This window comes from Bordetella sp. H567 (assembly GCF_001704295.1).
Lineage (GTDB): Bacteria > Pseudomonadota > Gammaproteobacteria > Burkholderiales > Burkholderiaceae_B > Bordetella_C.
Map to the genome: position 1 here is coordinate 3,220,724 of NZ_CP012334.1, position 20,849 is coordinate 3,241,572.

At 66.2% G+C, this 20,849-nt stretch carries 20 protein-coding genes; 8 read left to right on the forward strand and 12 right to left on the reverse strand.

All coding sequences use genetic code 11. The features are described from left to right. Positions 1–16: 16 nt before the first annotated feature. Positions 17–1,693 (reverse strand): NAD+ synthase, encoded by a 1,677-nt coding sequence (locus AKI39_RS14455; RefSeq protein WP_066637267.1) that lies wholly within the window; start codon positions 1,691–1,693, stop codon positions 17–19. A gap of 138 nt (positions 1,694–1,831) precedes the next feature. On the opposite strand from AKI39_RS14455, the gene argH reads away from it, so the two are divergent. Beyond that, a complete protein-coding gene (gene argH, locus AKI39_RS14460; protein ID WP_066637270.1) occupies positions 1,832–3,250 on the forward strand; it encodes an argininosuccinate lyase in 1,419 nt (472 codons plus the stop codon). Positions 3,251–3,326: 76 nt separating this feature from the next. Here the strand turns inward: argH and rlmD are convergent, their stop codons facing one another. The 7 genes from rlmD to surE form a co-directional block, all read right to left on the reverse strand. Next, the gene (gene rlmD / locus AKI39_RS14465; RefSeq protein WP_066637272.1) at positions 3,327–4,733 is read right to left on the reverse strand and encodes a 23S rRNA (uracil(1939)-C(5))-methyltransferase RlmD; all 1,407 of its coding nucleotides are present in this window, start codon (positions 4,731–4,733) and stop codon (positions 3,327–3,329) included. Between the two features lie 195 nt (positions 4,734–4,928). Next, positions 4,929–5,681: a TorF family putative porin gene (locus AKI39_RS14470; RefSeq protein ID WP_066637274.1), complete on the reverse strand. Its 753-nt coding sequence runs from the start codon at positions 5,679–5,681 to the stop codon at positions 4,929–4,931. Positions 5,682–6,240: 559 nt separating this feature from the next. Next, positions 6,241–6,855 (reverse strand): hypothetical protein, encoded by a 615-nt coding sequence (locus AKI39_RS14475; RefSeq protein ID WP_066637276.1) that lies wholly within the window; start codon positions 6,853–6,855, stop codon positions 6,241–6,243. Between the two features lie 136 nt (positions 6,856–6,991). Beyond that, the gene (locus tag AKI39_RS14480) at positions 6,992–7,771 is read right to left on the reverse strand and encodes a ribonuclease H-like domain-containing protein (protein WP_066637286.1); all 780 of its coding nucleotides are present in this window, start codon (positions 7,769–7,771) and stop codon (positions 6,992–6,994) included. Between the two features lie 2 nt (positions 7,772–7,773). Further along, complete coding sequence (locus AKI39_RS14485; protein WP_066637289.1) at positions 7,774–8,691, reverse strand: peptidoglycan DD-metalloendopeptidase family protein; 918 nt, start codon at positions 8,689–8,691, stop codon at positions 7,774–7,776. A 17-nt stretch (positions 8,692–8,708) separates the two neighbouring features. Further along, positions 8,709–9,539 (reverse strand): protein-L-isoaspartate(D-aspartate) O-methyltransferase, encoded by an 831-nt coding sequence (locus AKI39_RS14490; RefSeq protein WP_066637290.1) that lies wholly within the window; start codon positions 9,537–9,539, stop codon positions 8,709–8,711. Continuing rightward, positions 9,524–10,285: a 5'/3'-nucleotidase SurE gene (surE, locus tag AKI39_RS14495; protein ID WP_066637292.1), complete on the reverse strand. Its 762-nt coding sequence runs from the start codon at positions 10,283–10,285 to the stop codon at positions 9,524–9,526. The genes AKI39_RS14490 and surE overlap by 16 nt, the downstream gene beginning before the upstream one ends. A gap of 192 nt (positions 10,286–10,477) precedes the next feature. Between surE and plsY the strand changes: the two genes are divergently transcribed. Next, positions 10,478–11,125, forward strand: a complete 648-nt coding sequence (plsY, locus tag AKI39_RS14500) for a glycerol-3-phosphate 1-O-acyltransferase PlsY (protein ID WP_066637294.1) — start codon at positions 10,478–10,480, stop codon at positions 11,123–11,125. A 27-nt stretch (positions 11,126–11,152) separates the two neighbouring features. Here plsY and tsaD read toward each other — a convergent pair whose 3' ends face one another. Next, on the reverse strand, positions 11,153–12,196 hold the full coding sequence (tsaD, locus tag AKI39_RS14505; RefSeq protein ID WP_066637299.1) for a tRNA (adenosine(37)-N6)-threonylcarbamoyltransferase complex transferase subunit TsaD: 1,044 nt from the start codon (positions 12,194–12,196) through the stop codon (positions 11,153–11,155). Positions 12,197–12,316: 120 nt separating this feature from the next. Between tsaD and AKI39_RS14510 the strand changes: the two genes are divergently transcribed. The 3 genes from AKI39_RS14510 to queD all read left to right on the forward strand — a co-directional run bounded on the left by AKI39_RS14510 (position 12,317) and on the right by queD (position 14,802). Continuing rightward, positions 12,317–13,609, forward strand: a complete 1,293-nt coding sequence (locus AKI39_RS14510) for an NCS2 family permease (protein ID WP_066637310.1) — start codon at positions 12,317–12,319, stop codon at positions 13,607–13,609. A gap of 90 nt (positions 13,610–13,699) precedes the next feature. Then, a complete protein-coding gene (queE, locus tag AKI39_RS14515) occupies positions 13,700–14,332 on the forward strand; it encodes a 7-carboxy-7-deazaguanine synthase (RefSeq protein ID WP_066637319.1) in 633 nt (210 codons plus the stop codon). Continuing rightward, positions 14,329–14,802 carry a 6-carboxytetrahydropterin synthase QueD gene (queD, locus tag AKI39_RS14520; RefSeq protein ID WP_066637327.1) on the forward strand — a complete coding sequence of 158 codons (474 nt, stop codon included), beginning with the start codon at positions 14,329–14,331 and terminating at the stop codon, positions 14,800–14,802. Before queE ends, queD begins: the two co-directional genes overlap by 4 nt. A 63-nt stretch (positions 14,803–14,865) precedes the next feature. Here queD and AKI39_RS14525 read toward each other — a convergent pair whose 3' ends face one another. The 3 genes from AKI39_RS14525 to AKI39_RS14535 all read right to left on the reverse strand — a co-directional run bounded on the left by AKI39_RS14525 (position 14,866) and on the right by AKI39_RS14535 (position 18,278). Continuing rightward, positions 14,866–15,081 (reverse strand): helix-turn-helix domain-containing protein, encoded by a 216-nt coding sequence (locus AKI39_RS14525; protein WP_066643027.1) that lies wholly within the window; start codon positions 15,079–15,081, stop codon positions 14,866–14,868. Positions 15,082–15,119: 38 nt separating this feature from the next. After that, positions 15,120–15,713, reverse strand: coding sequence for a DUF2975 domain-containing protein (locus tag AKI39_RS14530; RefSeq protein WP_076879706.1), 594 nt, complete (start codon positions 15,711–15,713; stop codon positions 15,120–15,122). A 240-nt stretch (positions 15,714–15,953) separates the two neighbouring features. Beyond that, positions 15,954–18,278, reverse strand: a complete 2,325-nt coding sequence (locus AKI39_RS14535) for a phosphocholine-specific phospholipase C (RefSeq protein WP_066637328.1) — start codon at positions 18,276–18,278, stop codon at positions 15,954–15,956. Between the two features lie 94 nt (positions 18,279–18,372). On the opposite strand from AKI39_RS14535, the gene AKI39_RS14540 reads away from it, so the two are divergent. The 3 genes from AKI39_RS14540 (at position 18,373) to AKI39_RS14550 (ending at position 20,736) form a co-directional block, all read left to right on the forward strand. Next, entirely contained in the window at positions 18,373–19,824 is a 1,452-nt protein-coding gene (locus tag AKI39_RS14540) for an FAD-containing oxidoreductase (protein WP_083228857.1), read from the forward strand. 212 nt (positions 19,825–20,036) lie between these two features. Further along, entirely contained in the window at positions 20,037–20,378 is a 342-nt protein-coding gene (locus AKI39_RS14545; protein ID WP_235610653.1) for a toxin-antitoxin system TumE family protein, read from the forward strand. 1 nt (position 20,379) lies between these two features. Then, positions 20,380–20,736: an HVO_A0114 family putative DNA-binding protein gene (locus AKI39_RS14550; protein ID WP_066637330.1), complete on the forward strand. Its 357-nt coding sequence runs from the start codon at positions 20,380–20,382 to the stop codon at positions 20,734–20,736. Positions 20,737–20,849 lie beyond the last annotated feature (113 nt).

The following is a 20,849-nucleotide window of genomic DNA, read 5'->3' on the forward strand; positions in this document are numbered from 1 at the left end:
TGCCGGTCGCGGCGGGTCAGGGTGTTTCCCGAAAGCCGTTCGTGACAGGATAGCGCCAATCCCTGCCGAACGCCCGAGGAGTAATCCGGGGCCCCGGCGGCGCCTGGCGGCGCTTGTATTCGTTGATCCGGATCAGGCGTACCACCTGTTCGACCGCGTCCTCCGGGAAACCGGCCGCGACGATGTCGGCCGCCGAGGCGTTGCCCTCCATGTAGCGTTCCATGATGCCGTCCAGGATGTCGTACGGCGGCAGGCTGTCCTGGTCTTTCTGGTCGGGCCGCAGTTCCGCCGACGGGGGCCGCGTGATGATGCGTTCCGGAATGATTTCCTGCTGGCGGTTGCGCCAGTTGGCCAGCCGGTAGACCAGGGTCTTGGGCACGTCCTTGATGACCGCGAACCCGCCCGCCATGTCGCCGTAGAGGGTGCAGTAGCCCGTGGTCATTTCGGACTTGTTTCCGGTGGTGAGCACCAGCCGCCCGGTCTTGTTCGAGAGCGCCATCAACAGGGTGCCGCGCGTGCGGGCCTGGATGTTTTCCTCGGTGGCATCCGGCGCCATGCCGGCGAAATGCGGCGCCAGCGCCGATTCGAAGCCATCCACCACCGGCCCGATGGCGATCACGTCGTAGCGCACCCCCAGCCGCCTGGCCATGTCCGCGGCGTCGGTCTGCGAGATGTCGGCCGTGTAGCGCGACGGCATCATCACGGCGCGCACGTTGTCCGCGCCCAGCGCATCCACCGCGATGGCCAGCACCACGGCGGAATCGATGCCGCCGGACAGCCCGATGATGGCGCCCGGAAAACGGTTCTTGCCCAGGTAGTCGCGCACCCCCAGGACCAGGGCCTTCCAGACTTGCTCTTCCGTTTCCGTGGGCTGCATGTCCGATTGCGGACCGGCCGGCGTGACGGTCCCGTCCGGCCCGATGTCCACTGCGTGCACGCAGGCCTGGAATTCGGGCAGGCGGGCGCTGGGGCGGCCCTGGGCGTCGACCGCGAAAGAGGCGCCATCGAACACCAGTTCGTCCTGGCCGCCGACCAGGTTCGCATAGATGACCGGCCCGCCGCTCAGCCGCGCGCATTCCGCGATCACTTCCAGGCGCTGCGCCTGCTTGCCCGTGTTGTAGGGCGAGGCGTTGGGTACCAGCAGCACCTGGCTGCCGGCTTCGCGGGCCGCCTTGGGCGCGTGCTCGAACCAGATGTCCTCGCAGATGGCCACGCCGAAGCGCGTGCCCTTGACCTCGAAAGTAAAGGGCTTGCCGCCCGCGGTGAAATACCGCTGCTCGTCGAATACGGAGTAATTGGGCAGCTCGCGCTTGTGGTACGTGCCCAGCAGGCGGCCTTCGAACAGGACCGAGGCCGCGTTGTACAGCACGTGCCGGCCGTTGCGATCGGCGAAGGCGTAGGCCTTGGCGCCGCAGGTATCGCCATCCACGTGGCCCACCACCACGTGCAGGCCCTTGAACTGGGCCAGGTCCCGGCGCAGTTCGTCCAGCTGCTGCTGCTGTTCGCAGACGAACTGCGGGCGCAGCAGGAGGTCTTCGGGCGGATAGCCGGTCAGGACGAGTTCCGGCGTCAGGAGTATGTCGGCGCCCATCTCGTGCGCCTGGCGGGCCGCCTGCAGGACGCGTTCGGCATTGCCGCACAGGTCTCCGACACAAGCGTTGATCTGCGCGATCGCGACACGGGGTGCGTTCATGGGAATACTTCCGTATGAAGAGTGACAGACGGCCGGCGAGACCGTTGGAACGTGCCCCGATTATCTCACCACCGGCCCGGCATTGCCGGATCGATTATCTCACCGCCCTCCACGGCCGGCTCTATAATCCCCACCACTATGTCGACGCCTCCTTCTCCCTCCCAGAACCAGTTCGCCAACAAGGCGCAAGCCTGGTCCGCCCGCTTCTCCGAACCGGTTTCCGATCTCGTCAAACGCTACACGGCGTCCGTGGATTTCGATCGCCGCCTGGCGCGTCACGACATCCAGGGCTCCCTGGCCCATGCGGACATGCTGGCCGCCCAGGGCATCATTTCGGCGCAGGACAAGGCCGACATCGAACGTGCCATGGCGCAGATCCTGTCGGAGATCGATGCCGGCACCTTCCAGTGGCTGCTCGACCTGGAAGACGTGCACCTGAACATCGAAAAGCGCCTGGTGGAACTGGTGGGTGATGCCGGCAAGCGGCTGCACACCGGCCGTTCCCGCAACGACCAGGTCGCCACGGATATCCGCCTGTGGCTGCGCGGCGAAATCGACATCTTGCTGGACTTGCTGCGCCAGCTGCGCCATGCGCTGGCCACCGTGGCGGCGGCGCATGCCGACACGATCATGCCGGGCTTTACCCACCTGCAGGTGGCCCAGCCGGTCACCTTCGGCCACCATCTGCTGGCCTATGCGGAAATGTTCGGCCGCGACGCCGAACGCCTGCAGGATTGCCGCCGCCGCGTGAACCGCCTGCCGCTGGGCGCGGCCGCCCTGGCCGGCACCAGTTTCCCCATCGACCGCGAGCGCGTGGCCGCCACCCTGGGCTTTGACGGCGTCTGCCGCAATTCCCTGGACGCGGTGTCCGACCGCGATTTCGCCATCGAGTTCTGCGCGGCCGCGGCCCTCGTGATGACGCACGTCTCCCGGCTCTCCGAAGAATTGGTGCTGTGGATGAGCCCGCGCGTCGGCTTCATCGACCTGGCGGACCGCTTCTGCACCGGCAGCTCCATCATGCCGCAGAAGAAGAACCCGGACGTGCCCGAACTGGCACGCGGCAAGACCGGCCGCGTCAACGGCCATCTGGTGGCGCTGCTGACGCTGATGAAGGGCCAGCCCCTGGCCTACAACAAGGACAACCAGGAAGACAAGGAAGGCCTGTTCGATACCGCCGACACGCTGCGCGACACGCTGACCATCTTCGCGGACATGGTGGGCGGCATCAAGGTCAAGGCCGACAATATGCGCGCCGCGGCCCTGCAGGGCTATGCGACGGCAACGGACCTGGCGGATTACCTGGTCAAGCGCGGCCTGCCGTTCCGGGATGCGCACGAAGTCGTCGCGCATGCGGTGCGCGACTGCGAACAACGCGGCTGCGACCTGGCCGACCTGACGCTGGACGAGCTCAAGGCCTACAACCCGTCCATCGGCGAGGACGTGCACCAGGTCCTGACGCTGGAAGGCTCTGTGGCCGCGCGCAACCATATCGGCGGCACCGCGCCCGCCCGCGTGCGCGAGGAAGCGCAGCGGGTACTGGCTCAGACCTCCGCCTGAGCCGGCGCGGGCTCAGACCTCGGCCGGACCCTGCGCCGGCCGCCGCCCCTCCTGGGCCGGCCCCCGGCGCGGGATGCTAAGCCGCCTTCGCGTCCGCGGCGGCGCCTGCTTCGGCCGCTTCACGGCGCTTTTCCGCCGCCTGGCGCTGTGCCGTCTCGATGGCCGCCGTATCCTGCGATTCGAATACGGCGATCGATTCCACGTGACCGGTGTGCGGGAACATGTTGATCACGCCAGCGCTCAAGAGCGCGTAGCCGCCCTCGTGCACCAGGATCGCGGCATCGCGCGCAAGCGTGGCGGGGTTGCAGGAAACGTATACGATCCGGCGCGGACGCTCGTCGGCCGACAACTGCGCCAGCGCCTGCGCCACCGCCTGCGCGCCTTCGCGCGGCGGATCGATCAGCATGCGATCGAAGTGCCCCAAGCCGCGTAGCCAATCCACATCCACCTCGAACAGGTTCAAGGTGGCGAAGGACGTGCGTTCGCCCAAGCCGTTGCGCGTGGCGGCCTCATGGGCGCGGTCGGTCAGCGCCTTGCTGCCTTCGACGCCCACGACCTCGCGTGCGCGGGTGGCCAAAGGCAGCGTGAAATTGCCCAGCCCGCAGAACAGGTCGGCCACGCGCTCGTCCGGCTGCGCTTCCAGCAGCGACAAGGCGCGCGAGACCAGCGTGCGGTTGATGGCATGATTCACCTGCGTGAAATCGGTGGGTTTGAACGGCATGCGCAGGTCAAACTCCGGCAAGGTGTACGCCAGCGTTTCGGCATGCCCGGGTTCCAGCGGATGACAGGTGTCCGGCCCCTTGGGCTGCAGCCACCATTGCACGCCGTTTTCCTGCGCAAAGGCGCGCAGGATGTCGATATCGGCCGGCGTCAGCGGCAGCAGGTGGCGCAGCACCAGCACCGTGGCGACGTCCCCCACCGCCACTTCGATCTGCGGCAGGCGATCCGGCGCGGACATCGCGCCGATTATCGCGCGCAGCGGCAGCAACAGCCGCGCGACGTGGGGCGGCAGGACGTGGCATTCGCGCATATCCGCGACATAGCTGCTCCTGCGCTCGTGAAAGCCCACCAGCACGCCGCCCTTTTTCGGCACCACGCGTACGGAAAGCCGGGCGCGGAAGCGGTAGCCCCAGGTCGGCCCGTGCAGCGGCGGCAGGATGCGCTGCGGGCGCAGCTTGCCGACATGCCAGAAGGTGTCTTCCAGCGCCCGCTGCTTGATCGCGACCTGCGCCGCGGGCTCCAGGTGCTGCATGGCGCAGCCCCCGCACACGCCGAAATGCGCGCAGCGCGGCGTCACGCGCTGCGACGACGGGCGCAGCACCTCGACGGTGCGAGCGATCTCATAGGACGGCTTGCGCCGGACGGTATCGGCCGCCACGCGTTCGCCGGGCAGCGCGCCTTCGACGAAAACCACCTTGCCCTCGCGGCGGGCAATTCCCCTGGCTTCCAGGTCCAGGGATTCGATATTCAGAACTTCGGCCATCGGCAATCTCGAGAGAACAGCCCGGCATTGTAGAAGCTCTGGAAAAAAAACGTCCGCCGAGTGGCGGACGTTTCCCCTTGGGAGCGCGGTCAAGCCGCTTTTGGTATGGATGAGATCGGTCCCGTCACGCCGCGGCGCGAGGCGCCACGGCGGCAGGCCTGGTCGAACGATCGCGCCAGATGCGGCGCGGCCGCGTCAAAACGTACGTGAAATCGACGCGACCAGGCCCAGGCGGCCGGCCGGATGGTCGTACTTCGTGTTGTACCAATTGTCCTTGGACGCACCGACCGCGGCCAATCCGAAGACCCAGCCCTTGATGTCCTTGGTGACACCCAGCTTGTAGTCGACGTAATGGCCAAGCTCGTCGCCGTCCGTGTCGACCTGGTTCTTCAGCTTCTGGTAGCCGACGTGGCCCACCAGGCCCCAGCCGTCGCCCAGGTCGAAGGTCGCCGATCCGTCGAGGTACCAGGTGCCCTTGGAATTCGGCGTGCTGAAGAAATCGCCGGGCGTATAGGAATACTTCAAGGAATAGTTGCCGTAGGTACCGGCGATATAGAGATCGGTGTTGTTGTAGTTGCCGCCCTTGGGCGAGCTGGAGCCGGGGTAGTAGTAGTGCAGCACGCCGACGTCGATGCCGAAGCCCTTGTAGACCTCGCCGCGCCAGCCGCCGTAGAAGTCCATTTCCAGGTTGCCTTCGGTGTACAGCGTGCTGGACACATTGGAGTTCCAGTTGCCCAGGTAGAAGCCGGACGAGTGCGTCAGATCCAAGCCCAATTGCGCCGCGGGCCGGAAATCGGTCTGCGAATAGCCACGGAAGCGGTAGTCGTTGGTGATGGTGCCGTTGCCGCTCAAGGAAAATCCGCCGCCCAGGTCGGTCGGATCGGCGTGGGCAGCGGCGGCAAAACACGTGGCAAGGACAAGGGGCACTGCGCGCAGCGTCTTCTTCATGGCAAGAATCCTGAGGTCTAAGGTGCGTGTAGGTGGACATGAGCCGGCGGCCGAAGCCCCCGCTCATGGCGCGGCAGGAATAACCAGCTTCGAAGCCGCCGCGGCGATCCATCATTCGCATGAGGGACAGCCGCGCCTCCCCGGCTTCCACCCCATCAAAGCGAAATCCGTGCCAACTCTTCACACCATGAAGGATGCGTAAACGATGCATCGATGCCGTCGCCAGCGCGTATGGCTACACGGCCGCGGCGCGCACCACGGCAGTGCGAGCGGCCCGCGCGCACATCGCGGGCGCCCCACAACGGGGCCATCCGGCGCAGGCCGCTTCGCTTCGTCGCCGAGGCTGCGCGGCAAGGCGGTGGTCCGCGGAACGAAGCCCTGCCCGCCGGGTTCGCAAGCCGGTCCGCTGCCGCGGCGGGGCCGTGGTCGTCGAGGCGGCCGCGAAAGGAAAAACGCCCCGATTCGCACATGACGAATCGGGGCGTTGAGCGCGGCCACCCGCAGGGTGTGCCGCCTGGCCCGGACGCGGTCCGTACAGACCGCGCCGGCATGGGCCAAATCAGCCGGACGTGGCGGGCGCGGCCGGCGCCGGGCGGTGACCCGCGCCGGAATGGCCCTCCTTGCGATGTTCCTGCATGTGCGCCTGCTTGCGGGCCTGGCGGTCCTTGACGAACTGCGTCACCTGCTGGCGCTGGCCGTCGTTCAGGCTATCCCACAGGGCCAGCCATTTCTGCCTGGCCTGATCGGCCTGGGCCTGCATCTGCTGCCGCGCCTGGCCTTGCGCGTCCGCCAAGGCATGGGGATCCAGCTTGCCGGCCTTCAGCTGTTCATCCAGCATTTTGCGGCGGTTCATCTGGTTTTCGCGCATGGCCTTGTGAACGCCCTCCTGTGTCTGCTGGGCCGCGCTGAACAGGGACTGCTGGTTGGCATCCAGCTTCAGGGCCGCGATTTCCTTCTTGGCGATGGGGCCGACGCCGGGCAGCCAGATGGCGTCGCGCATTTCATGCATGTGGTGGAAATGGTGGCCGCCCGCATCCTTGCTGGCGTGATCGGCCCCGGACTGCGTTGCGGCGGGAGCGGCATCCGGCGCGGCCGAGGCGGCTCCGGCGAATGTGCCGGCGGCAAGGGCTACGGCCAGGCTGGCGACGATGGGACGAATGGCGAATCGGGACATGTAAGGTCTCCTACGGGGTGAGAGTGCGAGACCATTGTCATGGGGTGCCGATTACGCGCTGGTTTCGCGCGCGGCCCAGTCTGTTTCAGTCGATTGCGCAGCGGAGCAGGAAGCCGATATTTCAACGCCCGCGCGCTTATTCCTGGTCCCAGGCGGCCAGGTATTCCTTCCAGTGCGGCGCGGGACTGGCGGCGAGCGTTTCGCGCACCAGGTCGATTTCCTCTTGATACGAGGCCGCGTCCAGTTCGCCACGCAGGAAGCGCCAGCGGCAATACACCAGCCAGGTGTTGACCACGTCCGTTTCGCAATAGGCCCGGACTTCGTCGGCCTTGCCCTGGTTCCAGGCTTCCCAGACCTTGCTGCCGTCCATCCCCAGCTTGCCCGGAAACCCGCACAGCTTGGCCAGCTGGTCCAGCGGCGCATTGGCGCGGCCGTTGTACTTGGCCAGGACGTCCATGAGGTCGATGTGCCGGGTATGGTATCGGCCGATGTAGTTGTTGAACTTGAAGTCCCGGTCGTCTTCGCCGAGATCCCAGTAGCGCGGCGCGGCCACGCCATGAATCAGGCTGCGATAGTGCAACACCGGCAGATCGAAGCCCGAACCGTTCCAGCTGACCAGCTTGGGCGTATAGCGTTCGATGGTCTTGAAGAAACCGGCCAGCAGCACGGGTTCGGGATCGTCGGGATTGCCCAGTGTGCGCACGCGGAAACCCTGGTCGTCGCGAAACACGCAGCCGATCACCGCCACGCGGTGCAAGTGCAGTGGCAGGAAATCGCCGCCGGTCGCTTCACGCCGTTCGGCGAAGGCGCGTTCGGCGACTTCGCTGTCGGGCAGCTCCGCGGGCCATCCGTTCAGGCGGCGCAGGCCCGCCACGTCAGGCAGGGTTTCCAGATCGAAGACCAGGGTGGGCGTCATGGTCAGCGCTGCGGCAGGTATGACAGCGGATCGACCGGCGTGCCCTGGCGGCGCACTTCGAAGTGCAGGCGCGGCGACGGCGCGTCGGTCTGGCCGATTTCAGCGATCTTGGCGCCCTTCTTTACTTCGGCGCCGCTCTTGACCAGCAGCGCGCGATTGTGCGCGTACGCGGTGATGAAGCCGTTGGTGTGCTGGACGATGATCAGGTTGCCCAGGCCCCGTACACCGTTGCCGCTGTACATGACCTTGCCGTCGGCCGCCGCCACCACGGGATCGCCCGCATTGCCGGCGATATCGATACCCTTGGTACTGTTGCTGAAGTTGGCGATGACCGGGCCTTGCGCGGGCCAGCCCCAACCGATCACGCCGGCGTCGGGCGCGCGTTGCGGCTTGGGAGCTTCTGCCGGCGCCGGCGCTGGCGCTGGCGCGGCCGGCGGCGCACTGGCGGCGGGCGGCTGCGTGGGCTGCGTCGGTTGTTCGCCCGGCGGCGGCAGCGGCGTAGGTTCGATGCGCGTATCCGACGGCTTGACCGGCGTACCGGGCGCCGTTTTTGCGCCGCCCGCTCCGGCCGTCGCGGCACCGGCAGACGGCGCCGACAGCTTCAGGACCTGGCCGACGGCCAGGTGGTTGGAATCCGTGATGTTGTTCCAGCGCTTCAGGCTTTCGATGTCCACCCCATTGGCGCGCGAGATGCCGTACAGCGTGTCGCCCGGCTTGACCACATAGGTCGCGCCTGTCGCGGCGGGAGCCGCCGGCGCGGGCGAGGTGTTCAGATCGACGACAGGCGCGCGCGTCGTGCGTGATGCGCAGCCCGCCAGGACAAGGCACAGAAGTCCCACGCAAAGCATGGCGCGGGACGAGCGCGCGGCGTGCGCGCCCGGGAATTCGGTTCCGGTCAGCTGCAACTGCCCGTCGAGCATATGATTCTCCTGGTTGCTCACGATTGTATGCCGGCCCTTAGCGGGACGAAGCGTACGGCTTCGAGTTCCACGCGTTTCCAGCTGGACGCCCCGGTCCGTTCCACCAGCACCAGGCGCTGGTTGGAACCGCCCTCGGGCGCGATCAGCCGGCCGCCCGGCGCCAGCTGCGATAGCAATGCCTGCGGAATCGCCAGGCCGGCGGCGGCCACAACGATAGCATCGAAAGGCGCCGTGTTCGGCAATCCAAGCATGCCGTCGCCGTAGGTCAGCCGTACGCGGGTGGTCAGGCGCAATTGCCGCAAGTGGCCACGGGCCAGTTCGTACAGCCCGCGTATGCGTTCGATGGCGTAGACGTCCCGCACGAATTGCGCCAGCACGGCCGCCTGGTAGCCGCAACCCGCCCCGACTTCCAAGACCCGCGTGGGCGCGCGGCCCTCGCAGACGGCGGCGATCATGCGCGCCACGATCCAGGGCTGCGAGATGGTCTGCGAATGGCCTATCGGCAGCGCGGCGTCTTCGTAGGCGCGACTGGCCAGTGCCTGGTCCACGAAAAGATGCCGGGGGACGGCTTCCATGGCGTTCAGCACGCGGTCGTCGCTGATGCCCTGGTCGCGCAGCCGCTGCACCATGGCGCGGCGCAGGCGTTCCGAATTCAAGCCCAGATTGCCGGCCGCGTCGGGCACCGCCGGCGCGGGCGCATTGCGCGGCAGCGTCGCCGCGGAGATGCGCGTATTGCTGTTGGCGGCGGTGTAGCCCGGCCCCAGGGTACCGCTCTGGTACGCGGGGCCGCGAGACCGGACGGACGGGCTTGCCGGCGGGATGGGTTCGGGACCTACCCGTTTGCGCATAAAGGCTCCGCCCACGAACGCACTTCCGCCAGCCTGCCCTGGTGCGTCAGGTCGAGCCGCAAGGGGGTGATCGATACCGCGCCGTCGGCCACCGCATGGAAATCCGTGTCCGGGCCGGCGTCGGCGGCCAGCCCTGCCGGGCCGATCCAGTACACCGTGTCGCCGTAGGGCGTGGTCGTCCGCACGACCGGTTCGGAGGGATGGCGCTTGCCCAGCCGCGTCACCCGCATGCCCTGCATGGTGGGCAAGGGCCGGTTGGGGATATTCACATTCAACAGCACGGGCGCGGGCAGAGGCCGCTCGATCTGGTGTTCCACCACGCGGCGCGCCATCGCGGCGGCGGCATCCAGGTGCGCCCACCCCTTTTCATGCAGGGAGAACGCGATGGAGGGAATACCGAACAGATAGCCTTCGATCGCGGCGGCGACCGTGCCGGAATACAGGGTGTCGTCGCCCATGTTGGCGCCATTGTTGATGCCGGAGACGACCAGGTCGGGACGACCGTCCACCAGGCCGCCGGTAAGCGCGACGTGGACGCAATCGGAAGGCGTGCCGTTCACATAGAGAAAGCCATTGGCGGCTTCGCGCACGGACAACGGCCGGCTCAAGGTGAGGGAATTGGAGGCACCGCTGTGGTTGACCTCCGGCGCGACCACGGTCAGGTCGCCCAAGCCGCGCAAGGCCTCGACCAGCGCCTGCAGGCCGGGGGCCGAATAACCATCATCGTTGGAAACCAGAATCCGCATTCTGCATCGAAAGGAAAATTATGGCGCGGGTCGCGTCGAATTGTACTGTAGGCGGTCGGCGACAGGCGTTTCCCCGCCGTTGATGGCGCCGCCTTGTGCGCTTGCCGGCGCGCCCGCCGGGGCGCGGAAGCTCGCTGGCGCCCGGCCGCCACGGTAGAATCCGCCGCTGATTCCGTCCCGGGGAAAGATCCCATGCTGCAAAGCGCCCATCCCATCGTCTTCAACGTCGGCCTTATCCTGCTGGCCTATCTGATCGGCTCGATACCGTTCGCGGTGGTGGTGAGCCGCCTGATGGGCATGCAGGACCCGCGCACCTACGGCTCCGGCAACCCGGGCGCCACGAACGTTCTGCGTTCCGGCAACAAGACCGCCGCTGCGCTGACGCTGCTGGGCGACGCCGCCAAGGGCTGGTTCGCGGTGTGGCTGGTCAAGCAGCTTGGCAGCCCGGTCGGCGTGACCTGGAACGTGCTGGCGCTGTCGGCCGTGGCGGTCTTCCTAGGACACCTGTACCCCGTGTTTTTGAAATTTCGCGGCGGCAAAGGGGTGGCAACGGCGCTGGGCGTACTGTTCGCGATATCGCCCTGGCTGGCGCTGGCCACGGTGGCGACGTGGATCATCATCGCCGTGTTTTTCCGTTATTCGTCGCTGGCAGCTGTGGTCGCCGCGATTTTCGCGCCGCTGTACTACCTGTTCGGTTCCAAGCTGGCGTGGTACGCCGAGCCGCCTCTGCTGACCGCGATCGTCATCATCAGCATCCTGCTGATCCTGCGCCACCGCGCGAATATCGGCCGCCTCTTGAACGGAACCGAATCGCGAATCGGGCAGAAGAAAAAAGGCTGAGGGCAAGGCCGCCGGGCGGGTCTTTTGTCAGGCCGCCACGGACAGCTCCTCCAGATCCCAGCGCGGCCGCACGGTGAACGCGTGGTCGCTTCGATCCAGCACCGCGAGCCCGGCCTTGATGCGCTCACCCGCGGCAAACGCGATCATCGCGCCGTTATCGGTGCATAGCGACAGCGGCGGGAAATACGCCTGGGCCTTGAGCCGCGGCAGGGAATCCGCCAGCCGTTCGCGCAGCGCCTTGTTGGCGCCCACGCCGCCCGCCACCACCAGGCGCCGCAAACCCGTTTCCTTCAGCGCCCGCGCCGCTTTGGCAGCCAGCACGTCCACGATGGCGGCCTGCGTGGCGGCGGCCAGATCGGCAATCGTGGCGGCGTCCGGGGCGCCACCCGCCTGCGTTATCGCCTTGACCTTCGTCAGCACGGCGGTTTTCAGGCCGCTGAAGCTGAAATCCAGGTCGCCGCTGTGCAGCATGGGTCGGGGCAGCTCGAAGCGCGCGGGATCGCCCTGCTCCGCCACCTTGGCCAGCGCGGGGCCGCCCGGATAGCCCAGCCCCAGCAGCTTGGCCGACTTGTCGAAGGCTTCGCCGGCCGCGTCATCCAGGGTTTCGCCCAGCAGCGTATAGCGCCCCACCCCGTCCACCCGCATCAGCTGGGTATGGCCGCCTGAGACCAGCAGGGCAACGAAAGGGAATTCCGGCCTGGGGTCCGCCAGCATGGGAGACAGCAGGTGTCCCTCCAGGTGATGCACCGCGATGGCCGGCAGATCGCGCGCCCAGGCAAAAGCCTGCGCCACGCTGGCCCCGACCAGCAGCGCGCCCGCCAGGCCCGGGCCGGCCGTGTAGGCCACCGCGTCGATGTCCGAGACCGCCAGGCCGGCCTCATGCAGCACCTGCCGGGTCAGCGGGACCACGCGCCGCACGTGATCGCGCGACGCCAGTTCGGGCACGACGCCGCCGTATTCCTGGTGCATGGCGATCTGCGTATGCAAGGCATGCGCGAGCAGGCCGCGTTCGGTGCACACGGCCGCCACGCCGGTTTCATCGCAGGAGCTTTCAAAGCCGAGAATGATCATGGGCCCCAGTTTACTGCGCCCGTGCGCGACGCCGCCGCGGACCACGGCCGCGAGGAAGTGTTATTTTCGCGCCTTGGCCAATCACGCCCGCGACGACGGGAGACTGCCTGGGAGAGGCGCATGCTGGAACGAGTATTTCGACTGACCGAACACGGGACGACCACACGCGGAGAGATCATCGCGGGGCTGACAACCTTCCTGACGATGTCCTACATCATCTTCGTCAACCCGGACATTCTGTCGACGACCGGCATGGACCGCGATGCGGTGTTCGTGGCCACCTGCCTGGCGGCGGCGCTCGGCTCGCTGGTCATGGGCCTGTTGGCCAACTGGCCCATCGGCATGGCGCCCGGGATGGGATTGAATGCGTTTTTCGCCTTCACCGTGGTCAAGGCCATGGGATATTCCTGGCAGCAGGCGCTGGGCGCCGTCTTCATATCCGGCCTGATTTTCCTGCTGCTGACGATCACGGGCATACGCGGGTGGCTGATCAAGGGCATTCCGCAATCGCTGCGCAGCGCGATCGCCGCGGGCATCGGCCTGTTCCTGGCCATCATCGCGCTGTCCAATGCAGGCATCGTCGTGGCGAACCCGGCCACCAAGGTCAGCCTGGGGGACCTTCGCACGCACGGGCCGCTGTTCGCGGTGCTGGGGTTTTTCATCATCGCGGCGCTGGACGCGCTGCGCGTGCGCGGTGCCATCCTGATCGGCATCCTGGCCGTCACCGTGCTGTCGATGCTGCTGGGCTACAACAGCTTCCATGGCTTGTTCTCTTCGCCGCCCAGCCTGGCGCCGACCTTCCTTCAGCTTGATATCGCAGGCGCCCTGCACAGCGGCTTTTTTCACGTGATCCTGGTGTTCGTGCTGGTGGAAGTGTTCGACGCCACCGGTACGCTGATCGGCGTGGCCAAGCGTGCCGGCCTTATCCCGGAGGGCAAGCCCAACAACCTGGGCCGCGCCCTGTTCGCGGATAGCGCGGCCATCGTGGCCGGCTCCGCCCTGGGCACCAGCAGTACCACCGCCTACGTCGAAAGCGCGTCCGGCGTGCAGGCCGGCGGACGCACGGGCCTGACCGCCGTCGTGGTGGCGCTGCTCTTCCTTGCCGCGCTGTTCATCTCGCCGCTGGCCGGTTCGGTACCCGCCTATGCGACCGCCCCCGCCCTGCTCTACGTGGCCGGCCTGATGATGCGCGAATTGATCGAGGTCGACTGGAACGACGTTTCCGAGGCCACGCCCGCCGCACTCACGGCGCTGGTCATGCCCTTCACCTATTCCGTCGCCAACGGCCTGGCCTTCGGGTTCATCAGCTACGTCGTCCTGAAGACGCTGACGGGCAAGGCGCGCGACGTGCATGCCGCGACATGGCTGGTGGCCGCGCTGTTCGTGATCCGCTTCGCGTTTTTCGCCGGTTGAGCCGAGGGCACGGAGCAGAACGGCAAGGGAAAACCCTGGCGGGGTAAAATGTCGTGTTTTAGAGACTCGCTGCTGGCTTTTCAGACCCGTATGACCTACGCCGCCAAGGAAATTTTCAAAACCCTGCAGGGCGAAGGGGCGCAGGCAGGGCGTGCCGCGGTGTTTTGCCGCTTTGCCGGCTGCAATCTGTGGTCGGGCCGCGAAAGCGACCGCGCGACCGCCGCCTGTACCTTCTGCGATACCGACTTCGTCGGGACCGACGGCCCGGGCGGCGGCAAGTTCGCCACCGCCGACCGCTTGGCCGATGCGCTTGCCGCCGAATGGGGCCCCGATACCGCGGGCCGCTACGTGGTGTTCACGGGCGGCGAACCGCTGCTGCAGCTCGATCGCGCCTTGATCGACGCCGTGCATGCGCGCGGCTTCACCATCGCCATCGAAACCAACGGCACCATCGAACCGCCGCCGGGCATCGATTGGATTTGCGTCAGCCCCAAGGGCAAGGCGCCGGTCGTCGTGCGCGCCGGGAATGAATTGAAGCTGGTCTACCCGCAGGCCGATGCCCGGCCCGAGGCCTTCGCCGGCCTGCGCTTCGATCACTTTTTCCTGCAACCCATGGACGGGCCGGCGCGCGCGGCCCATACGCAAGCCATCGTCGAATACTGCATGGCTCACCCGCAATGGCGGCTGAGCCTGCAAACCCATAAATACATAGGCATTCCATGAGCAGCCCTACCCGCGCGCAGCCGGGCACGATTTCCGTCACACGCAGGCTGGAATTCGACGCCGGCCACCGTATTCCCGACCATCGCAGCCAGTGCAGCAACATGCACGGGCATCGCTACGTGCTGGAAGTCACGCTGGAAGGCCAGGTCATCGATGCGCCGGGCGCCTCGGACAACGGCATGGTGATGGACTTCTCGGACATCAAGGCCATCGCCAACGAACACCTGGTGGATCTGTGGGATCACGCCTTCCTGGTGTACTCGGGCGACAGCGCCGTGCGCGGCTTCCTGGAAAGTCTGCCCGGCCACAAGACCGTGGTGCTGGACCGCATCCCCACCGTGGAAAACCTGGCCCGCATCGCTTTCGACGTGCTGCGTCCGCACTATCACCGCCAATTTGGCGGCGAGCTGCGGCTGGCACGCGTGCGCCTGTACGAAACGCCCAACTGCTGGGCGGATTGCGAGGGCTGACCCCGACGTTGCAGCGCGGGTTGGCAGCCCCGCGGCGGCCGGGGCCTGCTGGCCCGGCCGCCGTCAGGCCTCGTCGGCTTCGCGGTATTCCAGCAGATCGCCCGGCTGACATTCCAGCGCGCGGCAGATCGCCTCCAGGGTGTCGAAACGCACGCCCTTGACCTTGCCGGACTTGAGCAGGGACAGGTTCTGTTCCGTGATCCCGACGATGGCCGCCAGGTCTTTCGATTTCATCTTGCGCTTGCTCAGCATGACGTCGAGCGTAACGACGATGGGCATTCCGGATCCTGTCGCAATGAAAATGTCGGGCGAGCCCATTACACGAACTGCTGGTTTTCCTGATAGACCTCGCAGGCGCGCTGCAGGATCTTGCCGATCACCGCGATGCACGCCGCGACGAACAGCGACACCAGGGCCGGCGTATCCAGGGACATGACGACCATGCGGTGGCCGGGCTCGGCCCGCAGCGTCAGCCATAGGCTGAGAATCGGTTCGGCCAGGAATTCCGCCAGGACCCACCAGGCGATCGAACGGCCCACGGTGGCCAGATTGCGCGCGGCCTCCATCGAAAAATACGCCCCGTCGGCATAGGAGCGGAACAGCGCGCGCAAGTGCGTCAGTCCGCGCATCAGGACAAGGAGCGGCACGCTGGTAATCAGGATGGCGCCCGCCGTCTGCCAGGCGGGAAACGCAGTGACGTCGATGGAACGATGGGCCAGCCAGCGCGAACTGAGCCCGAAACTGAAGCCATAGCTGTCGGAGGCATAAGGGGGGTACAGCCAATTGAGCACGTTCAGCGCAAGCAAGGCGGCCATGACGGCCAGGGTAAGCCCGGCCATGCGGTGGCTGAGACGGGCAAGACGATCGGGTGACACACTGCGCGCGGCAGCGGCGGGAGTGGAGAGCGGCATAGAAACCTCATGGGGAAAGCGTGGGACATCATAGCGCGCAAATTATCGCAAAACAATAATTAATGATCCCCGTTCGATAATTTCGATTCAACGCCTATGGGTCGCCCGAAGCCAGATGCTGCGCCCCGAGCGCTGTCCCGTCGGTTCGTCCCGCCAGCCCTGCCCGCCGGCTCCGTCTCGCTGAATTTGTCTCCCGGACTCGACATGTTGGATCAGGCGCACCGGATAAGGCACGCGGAATCACGCAATACGCGCCTGCGTCCCGACGGCTTGTCCGCCCATGGCGGGATCGGAATAGCCGTCGGCGCCCACCTCCATGCGCCCCGCAAAACGGCGGGCATAGCCGGCATGGCCGTCCAGCCGTAGCGTGAAGTCATACCAGTGATGCGAGGCCGCCAAGGGCCAGCGCCATTCGGCCTGCTGCCCCGCGGGTATCTCGCGCCGCCACGTGGCACGATCGAAATAAGCGTTGTCGCCGACCGTCGCCGCCACGGTCGCCTGGGTGTGATTGAGCACAGTCAGCACCAGCGCCCCTTCCCCGGGCGCATAGCGCACCCGCGCCATGCACCGGCTTGCGCCGACATGGGAATCCACGGTGCCCACGAAATGGCGATGAAAGCCGTTCGGCCCCAGCACCCAGAGGTCATAGCCGCCATCCGCCGCCGTCCACCAGCGGTCCGCCAGCGCCTTGCCCGGCTCTACGGTGTAGCGACGCGGCAACGCGTCCAGGCGGGCGACGTCGTACACATGGAACACCGCGGCACGCTGGCCGGTATTCGAGAAGCGCAATTGCACGACGCGCGCCTGGCTGCCGCCCGCGCGCCCATCATCGCCATGGACTGCATCGGCAGCGCCTTCATCGCGAGGGAGTACATCGCGCGGGACCGCATCGCAATGGCCTTCATCGCCATGGACTTCATCCACATGCAGCTCATACGGCAGGCCGCGCGAGCGCCGCGTGCCTTGCGCCTGGACCGGCAGCGCGGGCAGCGGCGGCGCCACGGGCGTGGCCACGCCGGGCAATGACCGGCTGCGCCGGTCCAGCGTGTCGGTGTCCGGCAACGGGGCCAGCACACTCCCATCGTTGGGCGTGGCGAAGTCGAAGCACGACATCAGGTCACCCGCCACGGCGCGGCGCCACGGACTGATGTTGGGTTCCTCCACGCCGAAGCGCCGCGCGATGAAGCGCAGCACCGACGTATGGTCGAAGACTTCGGAATTCACCCAGCCGCCGCGGCTCCACGGCGAGATCACGTACATGGGCACGCGCGGCCCCATGCCGTAGGGGTGATGGCGATACGGCAGCGTGGCCTCGATGCCGCCCACCGCATCGCCCAGGTAATCGTCGGTGGTGTCGACCGTGCTGGCGCCCTGCGGATCCCGCGACACCGCCCCGCCTTCCGTGCGGGCATACGACGGCGGCGCGGGCGGCGGCATGTGATCGAAGAAGCCGTCGTTCTCGTCGAAGTTCAGGATCAGCACCGTGCGGCTCCACACGCGGGGATTGGAGGTCAAGGCCTCCAGCACCTGCGCGGTGAAAGCCGCGCCCTGGGCCGGGCTGGACGGCTGCGGATGTTCGGACGCCGATGACGGCGCGCAGATCCACGACACCTGTGGCAGACGGTCCGCCATCACGTCGGCCTTCAGCATGGCCACATTGCGCGTGCGTATGCCCTTCTCGTACAGGGCGCGTTCACGCTCCGTGCGCGCCGGCGACACCGCCGGCACGCTGTGCGCGTACGCCTGGCGGAAGGCCTTGAACCCAAACAAGGGGTTCAGCGCATAGAACTCGAATTCATTGTCCTGATAGACCTGCCAGCTGACGCCGGCGTCCTCCAGGCGTTCCGCGTAGGTTGTCCACGTATAGCCGTCCTTGCGCGGGCCGTTGTTCAGCTTGTTGTAGCTGTTGTCCAGCGCGGGGCCGTTGTAGATGCCCGGCTTCTCCGGATCGTCCCTGCCGTGGTTGGTGCCCGTGAAGATGAAGCAGCGGTTCGGGTTGGTGCCGCCGGTCAGGGAGCAATAGTACGCATCGCACAGCGTGAAGGCATTGGCCAGGGCGAACTGGAAAGGCATATCGGCCTCGGTGTAGTACACCATCGAAGCGTTCTTCTTGAACTGCGGCCAATGCGTCATGCGGCCGCCGTCCCAGGCGTCCTGCGCATCGGGATACAGGTGCGGCGTACCGGCCGTGCGCATCAGGCGGAAATCCACCGCGGTGTCGTTGTGCTGCGGCGCCAGGATGGATGGCAGATCGGGCGGCTGGCCGTCATGGCGTTGGTACCAGACGGTCTTGCCCGCCATCCCGGGCGCATCCGGCACGGGGATGGGAAAGCGGTCGCCAAAGCCCCGCACGCCGGCCAGGGTGCCGAAGTAATGGTCGAAGGAGCGGTTCTCCTGCGTCAGCACCATGATGTGGGCGACGTCCTGCAGCGTGCCGGTGCGCCTGTCCGCCTCGATCGCCAGCGCCTTGCGGATGGCCGGCGGGAACATCGACAGCGCGGCGGCGGCGCCGGCGGAGCGGGCGGATCGGCGGAAAAATTCGCGGCGGCGGATGTCGGTGCTCATGCCGCGATGGTAGCGCCTTCCGGCCGCGACCGATTACAGTTGTGCCATCCCGTCATCCATCCGCCGCGCGGCCGCGCGCATAGAGAGGTATTTCATGAGCACGCATCCCGCGAACGTCCCTTCCGGAAAATCCTCCCCGCGCACGGCCTCGCCCTCGGGCGGCGCCGGCGCCAACCACTTCGACGCCATCATCATCGGCGCCGGCCAAGCGGGGCCGCCGCTGGCTGGCCGGCTGACGCAAGCCGGCCAGCGCGTCGCGATCATTGAACGCAAGGATTTCGGCGGCACCTGCGTCAATACCGGGTGCATGCCCACCAAAACCTTGGTCGCGAGCGCCTACGCCGCCCATCTGGCTCGCCGCTCGGCAGACTTCGGCGTGGCATTGCAGGGTGACGTCGGCGTCGACGCCAAGCGATTGAAGGCACGCAAGGAAGAGGTGGTCATGCGCGCCCGCACCAACGTGGAAAAGTGGCTGCGCGGCATGGACAACTGCACCGTCCTGAAAGGCCATGCGCGCTTCGTCGGCCCGCATGAACTGGACGTGAACGGCCAGCGCCTGTCTGCCGATCGCATCTACATCAACGTCGGCTGCCGCGCGAACATTCCGGACATGCCGGGTGCCGACGACGTCCCCCTGCTCACCAATACCAGCCTGCTGGAAATGGATATCGTGCCGCGGCACATGGTCGTGATCGGCGGCAGCTACATCGGCCTGGAATTCGGCCAGATGTACCGCCGCTTTGGTGCCGACGTGACCATCGTCGAGAAAGGCCCGCGGCTGATTTCAAGGGAAGATCCGGATGTCTCCGACGCCATCCTGCAGATTCTGGAAAAGGAAGGCATACGCGTGCAGTTGAATGCGGAATGCATACGCTTCGAAGCGCATGCCGACGGCGCGGCGGTGCGCGTGTCTTGCGACAAGGATCCCGGCCCCATCATCGGGTCGCACGTGCTGATGGCGGTGGGACGGCGGCCCAACACGGAAGACCTGGGACTGGACGTGGCGGGCGTGAAGACCGACAAACATGGCTACATCGTGGTCGACGACGCGCTACGCACCAGCGTTCCGCACATCTGGGCGATGGGTGACTGCAACGGACGCGGGGCTTTCACGCATACGTCGTACAACGATTTCGAGATCGTCGCGGCCAACCTTCTGGATGACGATCCGCGCCGCGTCACCGATCGCCTGCCCTGCTACGCCCTGTACATCGACCCGCCCCTGGGCCGCGTCGGCATGACGGAGGCCGCCGTGCGGGCGACGGGCCGGCCGGCGTTGGTCGGGATTCGGCCGATGACGCGCGTTGGCCGCGCTGTGGAAAAAGGGGAAACAGAGGGGTTCATGAAGGTGGTGGTCGATGCGGAAAGCAAGGCCATCCTGGGCGCGGCCATCCTGGGCACCGGTGGCGACGAGGCCATCCACGGGATACTGGATCTGATGTCGAGCAAGGCGCCGTATACGACGCTGCAGCGCACCGTGCATATTCATCCGACTGTGTCGGAGCTGATCCCTACGGTGTTGGGGGAGTTGAAGCCGTTGGAGTGAATTGGACGACGGACTCATAGTCCGTTGGTGTAGCGCGACGAGACGGTTGGAGTTCGGAGGCTCAGCTTTGGCTGGGCCTTTTTCATTGGCCCCACTGGGCGCCTGCGTGCCTTCCCTGGAACCGTCGATTGTCACGGTCAACACAAGCTCATGGCCTTGATTTTAGTTATTAACGAGTGATAACATTCATGAGATCCACGCGAGACGCCAGCTTGGACACTTTGCTGCTGCTTGACGGTGAAAGCTTTGTCGCGGACAAGGCCGGCAGGTTCTGGGTCAAGTTCGAGGTCCAGTCGGTCGAGGTTTCCGTGCATCGTCCGCACGGGGTCAAATACTCTTTGACACTGCACAATGACAGCGGGGAACGGATTCTCGGTTTTGATAACGCGCACCCTGTCAAAGAACGCACCGGTCCAGGCGCGCAAACACGCATTGAATATGACCACAAGCACAAAGGTCAGCGGGTACGCTTCTACACCTATACGGATGCCGCAACGCTAATACGGGATTTCTGGCAAGAAGTTGAGCTGATACTGCAAGAGAGGAGTCTCTGACATGAAGATGCTGAAAGTAGGCATTGCCTCGCTCGAACAATACAAAGCCAGGACCTTGGCGATTGCCCGAGGGGAATACAGGCCACAGCGTGGCGAACCCAAGGTCTGGTTTCAATCCATGGAGAGCCTATCCCAGGTCTTGTCGGACAAGAACCGAGCGTTGCTGGCCTTGATTGCACAGACGGAGCCAGCTTCGGTCAATGAGTTGGCCGCCAGAAGCGGTAGGGCGAAGTCCAACCTCTCACGTACCTTGCGCACAATGGAGCAGTACGGCCTGATTCATTTCGAGAAAGGTCCGGGCCGGCAGCTGGCTCCTCGGGCCAACTACTCCGGCATTTCGTTGGAAATGTCGTTCTAGGCGATCGAGGCCTGGCTCTGAGCCTGTCGCTCGATTACAGCCGGATAAAGTAAAGCATCCGGCCGAAGCCGAACGCTGCCTCGAACGAATAATCCTGATGCGGGCTTGTACAT

What these genes read in the sequence shown, in the direction of transcription:
- AKI39_RS14535 (WP_066637328.1), bottom strand. Translation starts at nt 18,278, where the DNA reads ATGAGCACCGACATCCGCCGCCGCGAATTTTTCCGCCGATCCGCCCGC.
- AKI39_RS14485 (WP_066637289.1), bottom strand. Translation starts at nt 8,691, where the DNA reads ATGCTCGACGGGCAGTTGCAGCTGACCGGAACCGAATTCCCGGGCGCG.
- AKI39_RS14470 (WP_066637274.1), bottom strand. Translation starts at nt 5,681, where the DNA reads ATGAAGAAGACGCTGCGCGCAGTGCCCCTTGTCCTTGCCACGTGTTTT.
- tsaD (WP_066637299.1), bottom strand. Translation starts at nt 12,196, where the DNA reads ATGATCATTCTCGGCTTTGAAAGCTCCTGCGATGAAACCGGCGTGGCG.
- plsY (WP_066637294.1), top strand. Translation starts at nt 10,478, where the DNA reads ATGCTGCAAAGCGCCCATCCCATCGTCTTCAACGTCGGCCTTATCCTG.
- AKI39_RS14480 (WP_066637286.1), bottom strand. Translation starts at nt 7,771, where the DNA reads ATGACGCCCACCCTGGTCTTCGATCTGGAAACCCTGCCTGACGTGGCG.
- surE (WP_066637292.1), bottom strand. Translation starts at nt 10,285, where the DNA reads ATGCGGATTCTGGTTTCCAACGATGATGGTTATTCGGCCCCCGGCCTG.
- queD (WP_066637327.1), top strand. Translation starts at nt 14,329, where the DNA reads ATGAGCAGCCCTACCCGCGCGCAGCCGGGCACGATTTCCGTCACACGC.
- AKI39_RS14540 (WP_083228857.1), top strand. Translation starts at nt 18,373, where the DNA reads ATGAGCACGCATCCCGCGAACGTCCCTTCCGGAAAATCCTCCCCGCGC.
- AKI39_RS14550 (WP_066637330.1), top strand. Translation starts at nt 20,380, where the DNA reads ATGAAGATGCTGAAAGTAGGCATTGCCTCGCTCGAACAATACAAAGCC.
- AKI39_RS14475 (WP_066637276.1), bottom strand. Translation starts at nt 6,855, where the DNA reads ATGTCCCGATTCGCCATTCGTCCCATCGTCGCCAGCCTGGCCGTAGCC.
- rlmD (WP_066637272.1), bottom strand. Translation starts at nt 4,733, where the DNA reads ATGGCCGAAGTTCTGAATATCGAATCCCTGGACCTGGAAGCCAGGGGA.
- AKI39_RS14530 (WP_076879706.1), bottom strand. Translation starts at nt 15,713, where the DNA reads ATGCCGCTCTCCACTCCCGCCGCTGCCGCGCGCAGTGTGTCACCCGAT.
- queE (WP_066637319.1), top strand. Translation starts at nt 13,700, where the DNA reads ATGACCTACGCCGCCAAGGAAATTTTCAAAACCCTGCAGGGCGAAGGG.
- AKI39_RS14525 (WP_066643027.1), bottom strand. Translation starts at nt 15,081, where the DNA reads ATGCCCATCGTCGTTACGCTCGACGTCATGCTGAGCAAGCGCAAGATG.
- AKI39_RS14510 (WP_066637310.1), top strand. Translation starts at nt 12,317, where the DNA reads ATGCTGGAACGAGTATTTCGACTGACCGAACACGGGACGACCACACGC.
- AKI39_RS14455 (WP_066637267.1), bottom strand. Translation starts at nt 1,693, where the DNA reads ATGAACGCACCCCGTGTCGCGATCGCGCAGATCAACGCTTGTGTCGGA.
- argH (WP_066637270.1), top strand. Translation starts at nt 1,832, where the DNA reads ATGTCGACGCCTCCTTCTCCCTCCCAGAACCAGTTCGCCAACAAGGCG.
- AKI39_RS14490 (WP_066637290.1), bottom strand. Translation starts at nt 9,539, where the DNA reads ATGCGCAAACGGGTAGGTCCCGAACCCATCCCGCCGGCAAGCCCGTCC.